General features: G+C 50.8%; 16 protein-coding genes. 11 read left to right on the plus strand and 5 right to left on the minus strand.

The genetic code is table 11. The annotated features are described in order from the left end of the window. Position 1: 1 nt before the first annotated feature. The gene (locus KDM87_RS15850; RefSeq protein ID WP_212680101.1) at positions 2-208 is read right to left on the minus strand and encodes a cysteine-rich CWC family protein; all 207 of its coding nucleotides are present in this window, start codon (positions 206-208) and stop codon (positions 2-4) included. 136 nt (positions 209-344) lie between these two features. Here KDM87_RS15850 and argB point away from each other — a divergent pair, with 136 nt between their 5' ends. The 11 genes from argB to KDM87_RS15905 all read left to right on the plus strand — a co-directional run bounded on the left by argB (position 345) and on the right by KDM87_RS15905 (position 12,194). After that, positions 345-1,271, plus strand: coding sequence for an acetylglutamate kinase (argB, locus tag KDM87_RS15855; protein WP_223827036.1), 927 nt, complete (start codon positions 345-347; stop codon positions 1,269-1,271). Between the two features lie 37 nt (positions 1,272-1,308). Further along, positions 1,309-2,019: a pyrimidine 5'-nucleotidase gene (locus tag KDM87_RS15860; protein ID WP_212680103.1), complete on the plus strand. Its 711-nt coding sequence runs from the start codon at positions 1,309-1,311 to the stop codon at positions 2,017-2,019. Between the two features lie 337 nt (positions 2,020-2,356). Next, entirely contained in the window at positions 2,357-3,160 is an 804-nt protein-coding gene (locus KDM87_RS15865; protein ID WP_212680105.1) for a PhnD/SsuA/transferrin family substrate-binding protein, read from the plus strand. 235 nt (positions 3,161-3,395) lie between these two features. Then, positions 3,396-3,971, plus strand: a complete 576-nt coding sequence (gene slmA, locus KDM87_RS15870; protein WP_212680106.1) for a nucleoid occlusion factor SlmA — start codon at positions 3,396-3,398, stop codon at positions 3,969-3,971. 166 nt (positions 3,972-4,137) lie between these two features. Further along, on the plus strand, positions 4,138-4,593 hold the full coding sequence (locus KDM87_RS15875; RefSeq protein ID WP_212680107.1) for an Mpo1 family 2-hydroxy fatty acid dioxygenase: 456 nt from the start codon (positions 4,138-4,140) through the stop codon (positions 4,591-4,593). A 191-nt stretch (positions 4,594-4,784) separates the two neighbouring features. Next, positions 4,785-6,665: an aminodeoxychorismate synthase component I gene (gene pabB, locus KDM87_RS15880; RefSeq protein WP_329604946.1), complete on the plus strand. Its 1,881-nt coding sequence runs from the start codon at positions 4,785-4,787 to the stop codon at positions 6,663-6,665. A 168-nt stretch (positions 6,666-6,833) separates the two neighbouring features. Then, on the plus strand, positions 6,834-7,997 hold the full coding sequence (locus KDM87_RS15885) for an ABC transporter substrate-binding protein (protein WP_212680108.1): 1,164 nt from the start codon (positions 6,834-6,836) through the stop codon (positions 7,995-7,997). Positions 7,998-8,132: 135 nt separating this feature from the next. After that, the gene (locus KDM87_RS15890; RefSeq protein ID WP_212680109.1) at positions 8,133-9,188 is read left to right on the plus strand and encodes a branched-chain amino acid ABC transporter permease; all 1,056 of its coding nucleotides are present in this window, start codon (positions 8,133-8,135) and stop codon (positions 9,186-9,188) included. Then, positions 9,185-11,002 (plus strand): branched-chain amino acid ABC transporter ATP-binding protein/permease, encoded by a 1,818-nt coding sequence (locus KDM87_RS15895; RefSeq protein ID WP_212680110.1) that lies wholly within the window; start codon positions 9,185-9,187, stop codon positions 11,000-11,002. Before KDM87_RS15890 ends, KDM87_RS15895 begins: the two co-directional genes overlap by 4 nt. Next, complete coding sequence (locus KDM87_RS15900; RefSeq protein WP_212680111.1) at positions 11,002-11,772, plus strand: ABC transporter ATP-binding protein; 771 nt, start codon at positions 11,002-11,004, stop codon at positions 11,770-11,772. Before KDM87_RS15895 ends, KDM87_RS15900 begins: the two co-directional genes overlap by 1 nt. A 29-nt stretch (positions 11,773-11,801) precedes the next feature. Continuing rightward, positions 11,802-12,194 (plus strand): VOC family protein, encoded by a 393-nt coding sequence (locus KDM87_RS15905; RefSeq protein WP_212680112.1) that lies wholly within the window; start codon positions 11,802-11,804, stop codon positions 12,192-12,194. Positions 12,195-12,229: 35 nt separating this feature from the next. Here the strand turns inward: KDM87_RS15905 and KDM87_RS15910 are convergent, their stop codons facing one another. The 4 genes from KDM87_RS15910 to KDM87_RS15925 all read right to left on the minus strand — a co-directional run bounded on the left by KDM87_RS15910 (position 12,230) and on the right by KDM87_RS15925 (position 15,997). Continuing rightward, the gene (locus KDM87_RS15910) at positions 12,230-13,015 is read right to left on the minus strand and encodes a spermine/spermidine synthase domain-containing protein (RefSeq protein WP_212680113.1); all 786 of its coding nucleotides are present in this window, start codon (positions 13,013-13,015) and stop codon (positions 12,230-12,232) included. Next, entirely contained in the window at positions 13,012-13,653 is a 642-nt protein-coding gene (locus KDM87_RS15915; RefSeq protein WP_230407828.1) for a glutathione S-transferase family protein, read from the minus strand. The genes KDM87_RS15910 and KDM87_RS15915 overlap by 4 nt, the downstream gene beginning before the upstream one ends. A gap of 68 nt (positions 13,654-13,721) precedes the next feature. Then, positions 13,722-14,474, minus strand: a complete 753-nt coding sequence (locus tag KDM87_RS15920; protein WP_212680114.1) for a HesA/MoeB/ThiF family protein — start codon at positions 14,472-14,474, stop codon at positions 13,722-13,724. 41 nt (positions 14,475-14,515) lie between these two features. Then, positions 14,516-15,997 carry a S41 family peptidase gene (locus KDM87_RS15925; RefSeq protein WP_212680115.1) on the minus strand — a complete coding sequence of 494 codons (1,482 nt, stop codon included), beginning with the start codon at positions 15,995-15,997 and terminating at the stop codon, positions 14,516-14,518. Positions 15,998-16,010: the final 13 nt, after the last annotated feature.

A 16,010-nucleotide genomic window follows, 5' to 3' on the forward strand; every position in this document is an offset into this window, starting at 1 on the left:
TTCATTCAAGCTTGTTTTTTCCTGCTGCAATTTCCGCTTTCCATTGCGGCAGACAGGCCGGACACAAACAACTGGCATTGGCAGGGATTTTTCCAGCTGGAAAACAAGAGAAATCAACCGGAGGCAGGGCGGTGCACCAACACTTCTGCCCGGTATTGTCAGCCATTGCGCAGGTGAATTCTGTATGACAACGCTGGCAAATGCTCATGTTGATTTCCTTTTATTAATTGATCCGCTGCTAAAGTCATGCGCTCGGGGTGAATTGGCCATCGATTCACCTGCATAATCCTGTAAAATCCAGGATAACCGAATAAACCTTTCATGATCTTCAGGATACCGTCATTATGAGCGATTTGAACGCAAACCCAGCAGCAGAAGCAGAAGATAAATTAGCCGGTGTCGAGCCAGTGATTAAAGCCGAAATTCTGGCCGAAGCCTTGCCTTATATCCGGAAGTTTCATGGGAAAACCATTGTCGTTAAATACGGCGGTAATGCGATGACAGAAGAGCGCCTGAAACATGGTTTTGCACGTGATGTGATTTTACTGAAGCTGGTCGGCATGAATCCTGTGGTGGTGCATGGTGGCGGCCCGCAAATCGATAACGCACTGAAAAAAATGGGTAAGCAGGGCACTTTTATACAGGGCATGCGTATTACCGATGATGAAACGATGGAAGTCGTTGAGTGGGTGCTCGGTGGTGAAGTTCAGCAAGATATCGTGATGCTGATTAATCACTACGGCGGTCAGGCTGTTGGTCTGACTGGTAAAGACGGTGGCTTGATCCGTGCCCGCAAAATGATGATGCCGGATAGAGAAAATCCGGGAGAAATGTTGGATATCGGTTTTGTTGGTGAAATTGATGCAATCAATCCTGCCGTTGTGAAAGCCTTGCAGGACGACGCTTTCATTCCGATTATTTCTCCTATCGGTTTCGGTGATGATGGTCAGGCATACAATATCAACGCTGATCTGGTGGCGGGAAAGATTGCTGAAATTCTGAAAGCAGAAAAGCTGATCATGATGACTAATATTCCTGGCGTGTTGGATAAGCAAGGTAATCTGGTCACTGATTTGTCGGCGCGTGAGATTGATGAGATGTTTGCGGATGGCACCATTTCCGGCGGTATGCTGCCGAAGATTTCGTCGGCGCTGGATGCGGCCAAATCCGGGGTAAATACGGTCCATATCATTGATGGCCGCATTGAGCACTCGTTGTTATTGGAAGTGCTGACTGAACAGGCTTTCGGTACTATGATCCGCAGTCATTAATCCGGATGACCCTTTTGTATCTGAATTTGCGGCTGGTATGAGGCGGCGTGCCTCACAGCGGGTCTGGCTATTTGATCTGGACAACACCCTTCACAATGCCTCGCATGCGATTTTCCCGCAAATTAATCTGAACATGAATGCCTACATCGCCCGTTTGTTGGGTGATGCTGGCAAACCGGCGGATGAGGCGACGGTTAACGCATTGCGGCTGGATTATTACTTGCGCTACGGCGTAACGATGATGGGGCTGGTCAGGCATCATGGCGTACAGGCAGAAGAGTTTTTACAGCATGCGCATACTTTTCATGATTTGCCATCCATGATCCGTTCTCAGCGTGGCCTTGCCCGTTGTTTGCGTACGCTGCCCGGTAAGAAAATTTTGCTGACGAATGCGCCTGCGCATTATTCCCGCCGGGTGCTAATGCATCTGAATCTGCACCGACAGTTTATGCAGCATATTCCTGTGGAGGAGATGCGTGTCCATGGCAAGCTGCAACCTAAACCGTCACGCCCGTTTTTGCGTAAATTTCTGGCAAAAAAACGCCTGCGCGCATCACAATGTCTTCTGGTTGAAGACAGTATTGATAACTTGCGTGCCGCTAAAAAAGAAGGCTTGCAGACAGTTTGGGTGCACGGATACATTCCGCCGCAGCAGCGGAAAATTGCACATCTTCGGCCACGCGCGGCGTGCATCGATGTGCAGTTACGTTCGGTGCAGCAGTTACTGAAGTGCAGAAGGCTGCGATAAATTAGCATTTATAGATGATAAATAGCTATTTTTAGTTACATTTTGCAAGAATATGCATGTTTGCTTATATCTGTTATATAAATAAAAAATGCCTAAATTTTGTGCAGGTGCACAAAGAAGCGATTACAATACAGCCTTAAAATTTTCCATGTGGAAATTGTGGGTCGCCGGATAAACTTATTTATCCATTCGTTATTCCCCTCGCGTTCAGCGCCATCCCTCCAGTTCCATTTCCTCAAATCCGTTTGCCAGGTGTTAGCCGGTAGGCGGCTGTATTTTTATTGATTGTATAAAGATGATATTTCGTATTCTGTTTCTGAGTATTTTCAGTGTATTTTTGAGTTTGACTTCTATTTCTATTGCAGCTCCCGCCACCGGCCCTGCGTTGCGTTTGCTTGTTCAGGAAGGTACTTCCAGCAGCGGCGAATCTGAGTACAGTTCGAAAAAATATCAGCAACTTGCTACAGTTCTTGGTACTTACCTAAAGCGTGAAATACAGGTAACAGGACTTTCCCCTTTGCGTCAGTACGATGCGGAAGCGATACGTCAGGGTGACATACTGATTGCCCGCCCGAATGCGGTTGCCGGAATGGCGATCCAGACTTTAGGTTTTGTGCCGGTTGTTGCCCTTGATTCTGGTATCAAAAGTCAGATGACACTGGTTGGCCCGGCTAGTCTGAAAAAGAATTTCAAGTCGCCTGACGAACTGAAAAAACTGCGCTTTGCGATGCCACCTGCGGACAGTGAAGTAACGCGTCAGGCATTGCGTTTGCTTGCCGGTATGGGATTCAAACCGGATGTAAGCAATGTGTACAACGTACAATTACAGGCAACAATACCCTTTGCGTTAGAAAACAAACTGGCGGACGTTGGTGTGGTGAAGTCGGATTCCACGGTTGCGCCTAAACTGGCTGCTGCTGGTTATGTTGTTCTGGCCGAAGGTGAGAAGGCCGCGCCGTGGGTGATGTTGGCGAATAAAAAACTGGGCGCTGAACTGGTTGATCAGGTACGTGTTGCGATGACGGGTATGATGTCAAATGCTGAACATAAAGCAGCATTGCAAGGTATCCGTGTACAAAATGTCGTTGAGGCAGATCCGCAGCCGTATGTGAATGCATACAATCGTTATAACGGTAAATAAGATCATCAGCGAAAACCGTCATTCAGTATTGAACGAAGAGCGGATAGCTGTATAAAAAGCCAGTTGTCAAGAGTATTTGAGAAATTAAAGTTTGCAAGATTGCTTCACATGAACAGCGGGTTTCACATAGAATCTGACACCCGCTGTTCACAGGTAGTGAGTCAGTAACAGGCAAGATCATGCATCTACACGATGCATTTTGTACTTTTGTACCTTTCATTCAGATCAGAGAAAAATGGCTAGTACCAAACCGGGCGAGCGTAAGCACCAAATTTTGCAAACGCTGGCAGCAATGCTGGAAAATCCTAAAGGCGAGAAAATCACCACTGCAGCCCTGGCGGCAAAGGTGGAGGTGTCTGAGGCCGCTTTATATCGTCATTTCGCCAGCAAAGCGCAGATGTTTGAAGGCTTGATTGAATTCATTGAGTCATCCATTTTTGGTCTGATTAATCAAATCAGCGAACAGCAGGACGATGGCTTGTTGCAAGTGCAGGCGATTGCACAGATGTTGTTGAATTTTGCAGAACGTAACCCCGGCATGACGCGGGTGCTGACTGGCGATGCGCTGGTCAACGAAGATGAGCGCCTGCAATTACGCATGAATCAACTGGCAGAACGGATAGAAATGGCGTTCCGGCAGTCTTTCCGTCTGGCGGCCAGTCAGGGCAATGCGATTGATACTGAAGCGCAGGTACGTGCCAGCCTGTTGTGTAGTTTTGTCCTTGGCCGCTGGTTGCGTTTTGCAAAGACCGGATTCAAAAATTTACCCACCGAGCAGGCAACGCTGCAGATCGCGATGATGTCGCATTAATTCTGCTGTTCTTGGTATTCGACAGATTTCCAAAGTATGATGCTGTACGCCGACAGCGCGACAGACGCTGACAGCTCATATCAAATAAAAATCGACAACGCATATTGTTACCGCAGCAGAATATTCGCTGGTGTGGTGCGCGATATGACGAATATCAGGAGACAACATGGAACAAACCCAAACCCACGCCAAGCGTCGGCAAGTGGATATCTTGCTGGACAAATATGCCGAAAGTCACTTACATCCGACGAATGAAATCATTCATTGCGTCTGTGTACCGGCAATCGTTTTTTCTTTTCTCGGTCTGATCTGGGCCGGGCACCCGTTAGCGGCGTATGCCGCCGTGATGACCAGCCTGATTTACTATTTCTTTTTATCGCCGCGGTTCGCGCTGGGCATGTTGTTGATGTCGGCGTTGATACTGGCGGTTTTGCAGTATCTGCCGCAGGGCAGAATCTGGCAGATTTCTCTTGTTGTCTTCGTTGTCGCCTGGATCGGTCAGTTCATTGGACATAAGATCGAAGGAAAAAAACCGTCATTTTTTGACGATATCCGGTTTTTGCTGATAGGCCCTTTGTTTGTGCTGGGCTTTCTGTACCGGCGTATCGGCGTCAGCTATTAATTCTTTGCCGGCGCAACATGCACGGCGATAAGCACGCAATGCATGTTTCGCCTGTTGGCGATGGTTGTACGGTCGTCGTCAGACCGTCGTTATGAGCAGCGTCGCCAGCAGCTACCTTGATAAGTTCCGAGACATGCAAGGCGGCTCATCTGCGGTTAAACTGCGACTCTGTCTCATGCTTAAGTCTGACCGTGTCTGATATTTCTCCCTCCAATTTTTCTTTATCACAGCTGTTGCATTCCGCTCAGCCGTTTGCATTGCTTGATGATGCACAGGCAGATGCGGCGCAGTCGCGCTTGTATTACGGCTTGCAGAAAGTAGTCGAATGCCTGAATTTACAAGACTGGCCCGGCTTTATTCAGACGCTGGAAGCGGCGTTGCAGGACGGGTATTACGGCGTTGCGTTACTGTCGTATGAGACCGGTGCTCAGTTGCAGAACATTGCGCCGCGTGATGCTGCTGCCGTCTCCAAGATAGCGATCTTTCAGCATTGTCAGTGGTTGAATAGCACGGAGGTCGCACAGTTGCTGACAGACATCCCGGCTTCTGTGGCAGGAGTGGCTGATATCCGAGCGAATGTGGATGAGTCAGCTTTCAGTAACGCGATAGAAAAAATACAGACCTATATCGCCGCCGGTGACACGTATCAGGTCAATTACACTTATCGCCTGCACTTCGATGCCTATGGCGACCCGCTTGCTTTGTACCGGCGTCTGCGTGAGCGCCAGCCTGTGCCTTACGGTGCGCTGATTTATATGCCCGGGGGTGACATCGTAATTTCCATGTCACCGGAACTTTTCATCCGGCATCAGCAAGGAAACTTATACGCCAAACCCATGAAGGGAACCGCAGCCGCCACGGGTGACACGCTGCGTGATCAGCAACTAGCTGCCGGACTTGCTGCGGATACCAAAAACCGTGCCGAAAACCTGATGATCGTTGATTTGCTACGCAATGATCTTGGCCGTATTGCAGATACCGGATCGGTAAAGGTACCGCAATTATTTGAAGTGCATCGTTTTTCCAGTGTGCTGCAGATGACCTCGACGATACACGCGCGTCTGCGTCCTGATCTGGGGCTGGCCGATATACTCAACGCGCTGTTTCCTTGCGGTTCGATTACGGGCGCACCCAAGCACAGAACCATGCAAATCATCCGTGAAATTGAACCTGCCGCACGTGATGTATATACCGGTGCGATAGGCTGGTTTGATCCGCCGCAGCATAACAATGTCCCCGGCGATTTCTGCCTCTCGGTACCTATCCGTACCTTGCAATTGCAGCGACCAGCGAAGGATGCTGGAGTGAGTACCGTTGTACGGCACGGTGTCATGGGTGTGGGGGCTGGAATTGTGTATGACAGCCGTGCAGACGAAGAATTTGCCGAATGTCAGCTGAAAGCAAAATTTCTGACAGGATTAGCAGCGCAGTTTGAATTGTTTGAAACCATGTATGCCACGCGTGAACAAGGCTGTCGTCACTGGTCGCGCCATTTGCAGCGTTTACGCCGCTCTGCTCAGTATTTCGGTTTTGTCTGGAATGAAACAGAGATCATCGGCGCAGTTCAAGGCTTCTGTGCCAATTTGTCGCCACACACCGCATACCGCCTACGTCTGGCATTGAATGCGCAAGGTCAGGTGGCGATGACGTCGGGCGTGCTGACGCCGTTCGGTGCTGATCCTCGCGTCATGTTGGCACAACAGCCTACATCCAGTGACGAATTATTTTTGCGGCATAAATCGAGCATCCGGCAACGCTATGACGAAGCCTGGAAAGAGGCAGAAGTACACGGTGCTTTTGACATGCTGTTTTTCAATGAGCAAGGGCATCTGACCGAAGGTGGTCGCAGCAATGTCCTGATTCAGAAACAGGGCATCTGGCTGACCCCGCCTTTATCTGACGGCGTGCTGCCCGGTGTGATGCGTTCGGTATTACTGGAAGAGCCTGAGTTTCAACATCAATACCGGGTGCGTGAACAATCGCTGACCCGTGCTGATCTCGACAACGCTGATCAGATTATGTTGTGCAATGCTTTGCGTGGCGCATTTACAGTCAGGCTCTTACAACGATAGTTGCTGCAATATTGCCTGTTGAAATCATTACGGGTTGTGCCGCAGATCGCTGGCGGGTTACACTCAGAACGGCAACAGCAAGCATATGCTGATAAATTCCAACCACAGACAAGAAATAGACAAAAAAATAGATAAGATCATTTGCATGATCTCAACAGGAGATGAACTATGAAAAACCACTACGTCCTCGCAGCTTTGCCTGCATTGATTGCCCTCATGTTCAGCGCCTCTGCCGCGGCGCAGATTAAAGTCGGCGTGAATGTCTCTGCCACGGGGGCTGGTGCTTCACTGGGGATACCTGAAAAAAATACTTTTGCTTTGTTGCCGAAAGAAATTGGCGGAAAAAAAGTCGACTACATCATTCTTGATGATGCTTCTGATTCGACGACGGCAGTTAAAAATGCGCGCAAGCTGGTATCCGAAGACAAGGTAGATTTACTGATAGGGTCGACCATCGTGCCGACTTCTCTGGCGATGATCGATGTAGCGGCGGAGACAGAAACGCCGATGATCTCGATGGCAGCAGCGGCCTCTATTATTTCTCCGTCCGATGCAAAGCGTCACTGGATATTCAAGACGCCGCAAAATGATTCGCATATGTCAACCGCAGTCATCAGCCACATGGCCGATGCTGGTATCAAGACGGTAGGGTTCATCGGTTTCAGTGACGCGTACGGCGAAGGCTGGTACAAAGAATTTTCCAAGCTGGCGGAATTACGCAAAATAAAAATCGTGGCAAACGAACGCTTTGCCCGTCCGGATACATCGGTGACCGGACAAATTCTGAAAATTATCGCCAGCAACCCCGACGCGGTGTTTATTGCTGGCGCTGGCACACCTGCAGCCTTGCCACAAAAAACGTTAAAAGAGCGCGGTTACAAAGGCAAGATTTATCAGACGCATGGCGTTGCCAACAATGACTTCCTGCGCGTTTGCGGCAAAGACTGTGAAGGTACCTGGTTACCCGCTGGCCCATTGCTGGTAGCGGATCAGTTACCAGCAGACAATCCTGTGAAAAAATCCGCTTTGCGTTACACCGGCGTCTATGAAAAAACGTATGGATCGGGCTCAGTCTCTACCTTTGGCGGACACGCCTGGGATGCCGGATTGTTGCTGGAAAATGCAGTCCCGGCAGCATTGAAAAAAGCTCAGCCTGGAACCAAAGAATTCAGAGCAGCATTGCGGGCGGCGATAGAAAACACCACAAATCTGCCGGTTTCTCACGGCATCGTGAACATGAACAGTGCTGATCACGTTGGTCTGGATCAGCGTTCCCGCGTGATGGTGCAGATCGTCGGCGGTAAATGGAAACTGGCGGGGCAGGCGAAATAAGCCGCACCGTTGATGATAAAAGGGAGCTGCGGCTCCCTTTTGCATGCTCTGTCGGTCGCGCTTCGAAGGCAGTTCCTTGCAAGTGAATCCGCAGCGATAGTACAGATTTGTTTGTTTCAGCGAGAAAGTTTTTCCATGGATTTTTCAATTGCCGCCATCCTCGCGCAGGATGGCATCACCAGTGGAGCGATATATGCGCTACTGGCGCTGGCACTGGTGCTGGTGTTTTCCGTTACCCGCATCATTTTTATTCCGCAAGGTGAATTTGTCGCTTTCGGTGCGCTGAGTTTAGCCGCGATACAGACGGGTCAATTTCCACATTCGGCAAGCTTGTTGCTGTCATTGGGTGCGCTGTGTCTGCTCAAAGAAATTTATCAGCATCTGCGTGCGCCGCAGCGCAGCGCGAATCTTTTACGTGCATTGTTTCCGGCAATAGCAAAGCTGTTGCTGTTGCCTTTACTGCTCTGGGTGTTGATGCGCTATCTGCCATTGCAGGAGTTGCCTATGCTGATGCAGGTTGTGCTGGCGCTGTTGCTGGTGATTCCTATGGGGCCGATGATGTACCGGCTCGCCTATCAGCCGCTGGCGGAAGCCAGTACGCTGGTCCTGCTGATTGTTTCTGTCGGGCTGCATCTGGCGCTGACGGGTTTGGGTCTGGTGATGTTCGGCGCCGAGGGCTCAAGAACTACGGCTTTCAGTGACGCACAATTACAGCTGGGTTCGCTGATGATCTCAGGGCAGAGTCTGGTGGTGATCGCCGTCTCTGTCACGCTGATGATTGCTTTGTATTTCTATTTTGAACGTAGTTTGTCCGGCAAAGCGTTGCGGGCAACCGCCGTCAATCGTCTTGGTGCGCAACTGGTCGGGATAGGAACGACGCAGGCTGGCCGTTTAGTTTTCACGCTGACGGCAGCCTTAGGGGCTTTGTGCGGCGTCTTAATTGCGCCAATGACGACGGTGTATTACGACAGCGGTTTTCTGATCGGTTTGAAAGGTTTTGTCGGCGCGATTGTCGGCGGCTTGTTCAGCTATCCGGTGGCTGCTGCAGGTGCCTTACTGGTCGGTCTGCTGGAATCGTATTCTTCGTTCTGGGCCAGTGCTTATAAAGAGGTGATTGTCTTTACGCTGATCATTCCGGTATTGCTGTGGCGTTCTCTCAGCAGCAAACATGATGATGAGGAGGAAGCATGAGTTCCCTCCTGCGTTATCGAAAATATGTATGGCTGGTACTGGTGTTTATTTTCCCGGTACTACCTGTTCCCGAGTTCTGGATCACGTTATCGAATTACATAGGCTTGTATGCGATCGTGGCGCTGGGTCTGGTTTTGCTGACAGGTGTCGGCGGCCTGACCTCGTTCGGGCAGGCCGCGTTTGTCGGTATCGGCGCGTATGCCACTGCTTATCTGAGCACGACGGCTGGCTTGTCACCCTGGCTGGGGCTGCTTGCCGGTTTGCTGATGACTGTCGTGGCGGCTCTGGCAATCGGGATGATTACCATGCGTTTGTCCGGTCATTATTTGCCACTGGGGACGATCGCCTGGGGTTTATCTTTGTTTTTCCTGTTCGGAAATCTGGAATTTCTGGGGAAATACGACGGCATTAACGGCATTCCGTCGATTGCCATCTTCGGCATCAGGCTTGATAGCGGCCGCAGCATGTATCTGCTGATATGGGCGATACTGTTACTGGCAATGCTGGCGGTTCAGCAACTGTTGCAGTCACGGCCCGGTCGTGCCATACGTGCGCTCAAAGGTGGTGGCGTGATGGCAGAAGCGATGGGTGTGAATACCGCCCGCATGAAAGTCATCATCTTTGTACTAGCCGCCATGCTGGCGAGTATTTCAGGCTGGTTGTACGCCCATTTACAGCGCTCCGTGAACCCGACACCATTTGGCCTGAATGCCGGTATCGAATATTTGTTTATGGCCGTCGTGGGTGGCGCCGCACATGTATGGGGCGCTTTGTTGGGCTCGGCATTGTTGACCATCCTGAAAGATAAACTGCAAGCGATATTGCCTGCTTTGTTGGGCAGTAATGGTAATTTTGAAGTGATTGTTTTTGGCGTATTACTGATCCTATTGCTGCAAACGGCGCGTGACGGTGTCTGGCCGTATCTGCTGCGTGCTGCGAAAAATATATTTCGCCCCTGGTTAGCGACAGAGCCGGCGATCGTGATTAACACCCACAGTGCAGCACTTTCCAACCGTATCAAGCCAGGCAGCGGTAATACGATTTTAGAGATCGCGCAGGCGCGCAAAGAGTTTGGTGGTCTGGTCGCTGTGAATGACATGCAGTTCAGTGTCAGCGCTGGGCAGATCGTTGGCCTGATCGGGCCGAATGGCGCTGGTAAATCGACGATGTTCAATCTGGTGACGGGAGTGTTGCCCCTGACCAGTGGCGCAGTACGTTTTTATAGCGACGGCCAGTTGCAGGATATTACCGGCCTGGCTTCGCGCGATATTGTCAGGCTCGGTATTGCCCGCACATTTCAGCATGTCCGTTTGCTGGCGAATATGAGTGTGCTGGAAAACGTGGCGATCGGTGCGCACTTGCGACATAAACAAGGCGATGTCAGCGAAGTGATTGCCAGTATTTTGCGTCGCGATCGTAAAATCGAAGACAGCTTGCTGAATGAGGCGGCACGCCAGCTGGAGCGGGTTGGTCTGGCCCATCTGATGTACGAAGAGGCAGGCAATCTGGCACTGGGTCAGCAACGTATTTTAGAAATTGCACGTGCACTGTGCTGCGATCCTGTTTTGCTGTTACTCGATGAACCTGCTGCTGGCCTGCGCTATAAGGAAAAGCAGGAACTGGCAGAATTGTTGCGAAAATTGCGCACCGAAGGCATGAGTATTTTGCTGGTGGAACACGATATGGATTTCGTCATGAATCTGACTGATCATCTGGTCGTGATGGAGTTCGGCAGCAAAATCGCCGAAGGCCTGCCGCAAGACATTCAACAACATCCGGCAGTATTGGAAGCGTATTTAGGTGGAATAGACTGATGACACAAAAAAATTCACAGGCAAATTCACAAGCGCTGCTGGCCACTGATCAATTGCAGGTGTTGTACGGCAAGGTCGAAGCCTTGCAGGCAACGAATATCCGGGTGGAGCGAGGACAGATCGTGACTGTCATCGGTCCGAATGGTGCTGGTAAATCGACGATGCTTAACGGCATCGCCGGGGCTTTGCCAGCCAGCGGCAGCCAGCGTGGGCAGGTATTTTTTAACGGTCAGGATTTACGCGGTATCAGTATAGAAAAACGCGTCGCTATGGGAATGTCGCTGGTGCCGGAAAAGCGTGAATTATTCGCCAGTATGAAAGTAGAAGACAATCTTTTGTTAGGCAGTTATCGCCGTTATCAGGCAGGTGAAAAAAACTATGCCGATCAGCTCAGCGTGGTGTTTGATTTATTTCCGCGTCTGAAGGAAAGGCGTCATCAGCAAGCGGGCACCTTGTCGGGTGGCGAGCGACAGATGCTTGCGCTGGGGCGCGCGCTGATGGCGAAGCCGCAGTTGCTGATGCTGGATGAGCCCAGTCTGGGTCTGGCGCCATTGATCGTTAAAGAAATTTTTCACATCATTCAGCGACTCAGGCAAACCGGCGTCGCCATATTACTGGTGGAGCAAAATGCGCGTGCGGCGTTACAGGTGGCCGATTATGCGTATGTATTGGAAACCGGTGCGATTGCACTGGAAGGAAATGCCGCAGAGCTCGCCCATGATCAGCGCGTGATCGATACCTATCTGGGGCTGACGAAAAAATCTCACTGAATCTGGTATCAACGTAATGAGGGAACCCAATGCTATCTCATGTATTTATTGGCGTGAATGATTTTCAGCGTGCTTTGCACTTCTATTCGGGAGTGATGACTGAGCTGGCATTGCAACTTAAATTTTCAGAAGAAGACAAGGCGTGGGCAGGCTGGGTTGCAGCCGATCAGCCGCGACCTTTATTTTTGATCGGCAGATCATTTAATGGAGCGCCAGCCTCAGCGGGGAATGGGCAGATGATTGCGTTACTGGCGTCTGACCGCGCGATGGTCAGGCGAGTGCACGCAAAGGCAATACAGTTGGGGGCGACTTGCGAAGGAGCCCCGGGACTGCGACCGCAATATCATGCAGATTACTACGGTGCCTATTTTCGGGATCTGGACGGAAATAAATTATGTGTCTGTTGTCATACGCCGGAGTGACAACAGACTAACAACAGACTAACAACAGACAGACATTACTGCGTATCCTGCATCCAGGCTTTCAACCCGTTAACCCATTTTGCTGCGGGCAATTTCATGCTGAGTCGGATCTCCGTTGCCCGCTCATACAGCACATCGAAATCGACCGCTGGTGCCTGTTTGAAGGCGATCGCAACGGTGTTCGCATCATGCACCATCGGTAGCCAGACGACCGCATCAAAGGCCTCGTTCAAGGCATCCAGATTCGCATTGCAATTGGCTTCGTAGTGCTCGGGATTCCCGAATAAATTGACCGTCAGCATGCCGTCATCAGTCAGACAATCTGCGCAAGCCTGATAAAACTCCGGGCTGCTGAGTGCCGGTGCTTCGGCAGCAGCATCGTACAGATCGACCTGCATCACATCGGCTTTGCCGTGATGCGCGGTATCGGTGACGTAGGTCATTGCATCCATAGCGATAACATGCAGCCTGTCGTCGTTGGGTGGCAGGCGAAAATGCTGATAACAGGCAGCGATCACATTCGGATTCAGCTCGATCGCGGTGACCTGTGCCTCTGCGAACTGGCGGTAACAAAATTTAGTCAGTGCCGCGGCTCCCAGCCCCAGTTGGACGATATGTTGTGGTGTCTTCTTGAACAGCAGCCACATCATCATTTGCTGTACGTATTCCAGCTCAATCTGATCCGGCATAGCCAGTCGCATGGAACCCTGGATCGCATCGGACGATAAATGCAGCGAACGTACGCCGATGAACTCGGAAATACTGATTTCCGGATAACCGGCAACCTGGGTCGCAGCGTATAAACCGAGTTGCTTACTCATGCTGTTTGGTCCTCAGGCCAGACATCCACGCCTTCTATTGCCATCATTTTTTTCCAGCTCGGGCGATTCGTGATCAGTTGCACCAGACGATACAGCGCCGGCCATTCGGTTGCCGGATGCGGCATGTTGCGTGACCAACGCATTAACACTGTCAGATACAGATCGGCGGCTGAGAATTGTGCGCCGAGAAGATAAGGGCCGCGCGCGTTCAGGTGTTGATCTAACTGATTCCATATTTTTTCTATCCTCGTTTGCAGCGCATGAGCTACCTCATCGGGATGCGTGGCATAACCCAGTTCTGACGGATAAAACCAGAAACGATAGGTCGCCTGCAGATTGTGACTCAGATAAACCATCCACTGACGCCATTCATCGTAGTGTTCCGGTGTGCCGGCCAAGCCCGCTGCCGGATGGCGTTCAGCGAGCAACATCATCAAAGCGGCCGTTTCTATATAGGGCTTGCCATCGCACACCAGTGTCGGTACGACGCCGTTCGGATTCAGGCGACGGTAGTCAGGGTCTTTCTGCTGATTTTTTTCAAAATCAAGCAGTTGCAGTTCGTAGGGGGCGCCTGTTTCGAGTAATGCCAGATGCACTGCCATGCTGGCCGTCGCCGGAGCGTAATAAAGTGTGTACATGATTTTTCTGAGAAATCGGCTACGCCGGAAACATTCGCCGGCACACATGATTGAAAGGAAGGAATCGCTTAGTGCTGCTCACCGCAGACCGGGCAGCGCGGATTTTTTTTCATGCCTATCGTCGTCCATTCCATGCTCATCGCATCCAGCAGCAGCAAGCGGCCTTGCAGAGATTGTCCCGTTTGCATGATCAGCTTCAAGGCTTCGGCTGCCTGCATGGTGCCGATGATACCAACCAGTGGCGCAAAAACACCCATGCTGGAACACAGAACTTCCTCGAATTTCTGATCGGGTGGAAACAGACATGCATAGCAAGGCGACTCTGTATTACGCGTATCGAAGACGCTGATCTGACCGTCAAAGGCAATGGCCGCACCGGACACCAGAGGTATCTGATATTTGACACAGGCAGCGTTGACTGCATGACGTGTACTGAAATTGTCACAGCAATCAAGCACGATGTCCGCTTGCTGTATCAGCTCTTCGAGCCGCTGATCCTGAGCTCGTTCTTGCAGGGCGATGACATGAACATCAGGATTGATCTGTTGCAGCGCTGCCCGACCGGATAAGACTTTCGCCATGCCGACACGCTCAGTTGTATGCAGGATTTGTCTTTGCAGATTGGTCAGATCGACGACGTCATTATCAACCAGGGTAAGGCTGCCGACACCAGCGCTGGCGAGATACAGGGCGGCAGGCGAGCCGAGGCCACCGGCACCGATGATCAATACCTTGGCCTCAGTAATTTTTTGCTGGCCTTCTATGCCTATCTGCTCCAGCAGAATATGGCGTGAATAGCGCAGGAGTTGATTGTCGTTCATGGGATAAAAAAGGCCGCTGTGCAGCGGCCTTGAAGGTCTGATTATTTTTTCTTGTGATCAGATTTGCCGTCTTTGTCGGTTTTCTCTGATTTTTCCGCACCGTCTTTTGCTGCGTCTTTGGTTTCTTTCACTTCTTTTGGCTCAGTCACTTTGACCGGCAAGCCTTTCAGATGATTCAGTGCCTGTGCTAACTGGAAATCTTCTTTGCTGCCGTATTCCAGTGGTTTGCTTTTCTTGGCCAGGGCCAGCAGGCGTTGTTCTTCTTCGAGTTCATCGACTTTCGGGCGGACAACTTCTTTTTCTTTGTCGTTCGTCAGATGCTTTTGCAAATCTGATTCACGTGCGCGGAAACTGTTGAAACCATCGCCTTCGGCTGTTTCTTCTACATTCAGATCAGGCACGATGCCTTTTGCCTGTATCGAGCGGCCGTTTGGTGTGTAGTAGCGCGCCGTCGTCAGTTTGACTGCAGTATCAGCAGAAATCTGGCGTATGGTCTGCACAGAACCTTTACCGAAACTCTGGGTACCGATCACCGTCGCACGTTTGTAATCCTGCAAAGCACCAGCGACAATTTCAGACGCAGAAGCAGAACCGGTATTGATCAACACGACCATAGGCACATTTTTAATGGCTTCCGGTAATTTGGCCAGCGGGTCACCCATTGCGCGGCCTGCATAGTATTCGCGTTTGGCGTAGAAGGTTGCTTTCGAGTCTGCTAACTGACCATTGGTGGAAACCACTGGCACGTCCTTAGGCAAAAACGCAGCGGAAACACCAACGGCACCTGGCAGTACGCCGCCCGGATCATTGCGCAAATCCAGCACCAGACCTTTGATTGCCGGGTCTTGTGCATACAAAATCTGGATTTTTTTCGCCATATCTTCGACGGTTGGCTCCTGGAATTGCGAGATACGCAGCCATGCATAACCAGGTTCCACCATCTTGGCCTTCACACTTTGCTGTTTAATCAGTTCGCGTGTGATGGTGACGATAATTGGTTTGTCTTCTGTTTTACGGGCAATCGTCAGCGTAATTTTGGTATTCGGTTCACCACGCATTTTTTTGACGGCTTCATCAAGCGTCATGCCTTTGACTGGCAGCGAATCGAGGCGCGTGATCAGATCGCCGGGTTTCAAACCCGCACGGTAAGCAGGAGAATCTTCAATCGGGGAAACGATTTTGACATAGCCGTCTTCCATACCGACCTCAATACCGAGACCGACGAATTTACCTTGTGTGCCTTCCTTTAATTCTTTGAAGGACTTTTTATCCAGATAGGCCGAGTGCGGATCCAGCGATGCCACCATGCCAGAGATCGCCTCTGTCAGCAGTTTATTATCATCGACAGGTTCGACGTAGTCAGACTTGATCAGACCGAAGACATCTGCCAACTGGCGCAATTCTTCTACGGGCAAGGGGTTGCCGGCATTTTTTTGCGCAAGAGCGGAAAACTGCATGGAAACCGCCACGCCAGCGACCATGCCCAGGCCGATTAAACCGAAATTCTTAAATTTACTGCCCATGATTCACCTAATG

Source organism: Cognatundibacterium rivi, assembly GCF_018139565.1.
Lineage (GTDB): Bacteria > Pseudomonadota > Gammaproteobacteria > Burkholderiales > Burkholderiaceae_D > Undibacterium > Undibacterium rivi.